Source organism: Paraburkholderia madseniana, assembly GCF_009690905.1.
Taxonomy (GTDB): Bacteria; Pseudomonadota; Gammaproteobacteria; order Burkholderiales; family Burkholderiaceae; genus Paraburkholderia; species Paraburkholderia madseniana.
Window position 1 is genome coordinate 1 of sequence record NZ_VOSW01000291.1, and the last position, 916, is coordinate 916.

The 916-nt window shown below is 62.8% G+C and carries 1 protein-coding gene; it reads left to right on the forward strand.

The genetic code is table 11. The annotated features are described in order from the left end of the window. Positions 1-137: 137 nt before the first annotated feature. Positions 138-916: site-specific integrase (locus FSO04_RS45865; protein ID WP_154568020.1), on the forward strand; the 779-nt coding region annotated here is incomplete at its 3' end.

Consider the following 916-nt stretch of genomic DNA (forward strand, 5'->3'; position numbering starts at 1 on the left):
GTTGAACGAAACCGCTGACGCGGTAGCAGGTGGTTGGCCGGAGGCGGCGTCTTCGATACCGGTCATGGAATGTCTCCCCTTGAGTGGGACGATGGCAGTGCAGTTTGCTACCTCGTCCCTTCTGAGCGGAGTCCACCATGACACCCCTACGTCGACGCATGATCGAGGATATGCGCGTACGCAACCTCGCCGCCAACACGCAGCGCGCCTATCTTCAGCAGGTGCATGCCTTTGCCGAGCACTTCGGTCGTTCCCCGGACCTGCTGGGCCTGGAGGAGGTGCACGCCTGGCAGGTCCACCTGATTGAAGTCCAGCGACGCTCAACCAGCACGCTGGTCGTTGCCACTGCGGCGCTACGCTTCCTGTACAACGTCACGCTCAAACGCAACTGGTCCGTCGAAGAGCTCCCCAGATCGAGGAGACCACGCAAGCTGCCGGTGATCCTCAGTCAGGAGGAGGTCACCCAGTTCCTTGAAGCGATCCGCAGCGTCAAGCATCGTACCGTGCTGATGGCAGCCTACGCCGCAGGCCTGCGCATCTCTGAGGCCACCCGGCTGAAGGTCAGCGATATCGATAGCCAGCGAATGGTGCTGCGTGTCGAACAGGGCAAGGGGCACGCCGACCGTTACGTGATGCTCTCGCCACGGCTGCTGGAGATCCTGCGCAGTTACTGGTGCATTGGCCGCCCCCAGTACTGGCTGTTTCCTGGCCGGTTCCCGGATCAGCCCGTGGGCGCGAGCGTGGTACGACAGGCATGCCAGGACGCCCGTCGCCGTGCCGGTATCAGCAAGCCCATCACACCGCATTCGCTGCGCCATGCATTTGCGACGCACCTGCTCGAATCCGGCACCGATGTACGCGTGATCCAGTTGCTGATGGGCCATCGCAGCCTGGCCACCACGGCGCAATATTACCG